Genomic DNA, 646 nt, shown 5'->3' on the forward strand with positions numbered 1-646 from the left:
GTCGACCACCGCCCGCACACCCTCGTCGAGGCGCGTGCGCACCCGGTCCGTCCAGCCGCGCAGGGCCAGCGTGGCCCGTACGGTCTCGGCGAGGTCGGTCTCGGCAGCGTTCAGGTGCGCCGCCTTCGCGTCGAAGCGGGAGATCTCCATCAGGTCCTCGACCAGCCGGGACAGCCGGGCCGTCTCCGCGCCAACGGTGCGGGCCGCCCGCGCCACGTCCGGAGGAAGCTGGTCGGCGTCCTCCTCCAGGACCGTCGCCACCATCGTCATGGCCGCGAGCGGGGTCCGCAGTTCGTGCGAGACGTCCGCCACGAAGCGGCGCGCCTTGGCCTCCTGCTCGCGCAGTTCCGCGTCCGACGCCTGGAGCGCGTCGGCGGTCTCGTTGAAGGTACGGGCCAGGTCGGCGAGTTCGTCGTGCCCCCGAACGGCGACCCGGCTCCCCAGGTCGCCCGCCGCCAGCCCACGGGTGGCCCGGCCGAGCTTGCGTACCGGTCGCAGGACCGTGCCCGCGGCCAGCAGCGCCAGCAGCGCGGCCAGCACCACCACGGGCACGATGCCCGCCCGCACCGAGTCCAGCAGCGCGGCCGTGTCGTCCCGCTCGGCCCGCAGGTCGGCGATGGCGAAGACCTCAAGCCCCGAGGTGCGG

1 protein-coding gene is annotated in these 646 nt (G+C 75.1%); it reads right to left on the reverse strand.

The genetic code is table 11. The features are described 5' to 3' along the window. A partial coding sequence (locus KUM32_RS39790; protein ID WP_217146602.1) for a histidine kinase dimerization/phospho-acceptor domain-containing protein occupies positions 1-646 on the reverse strand: 646 nt, incomplete at both ends.

Source organism: Streptomyces sp. AC627_RSS907, assembly GCF_019049165.1.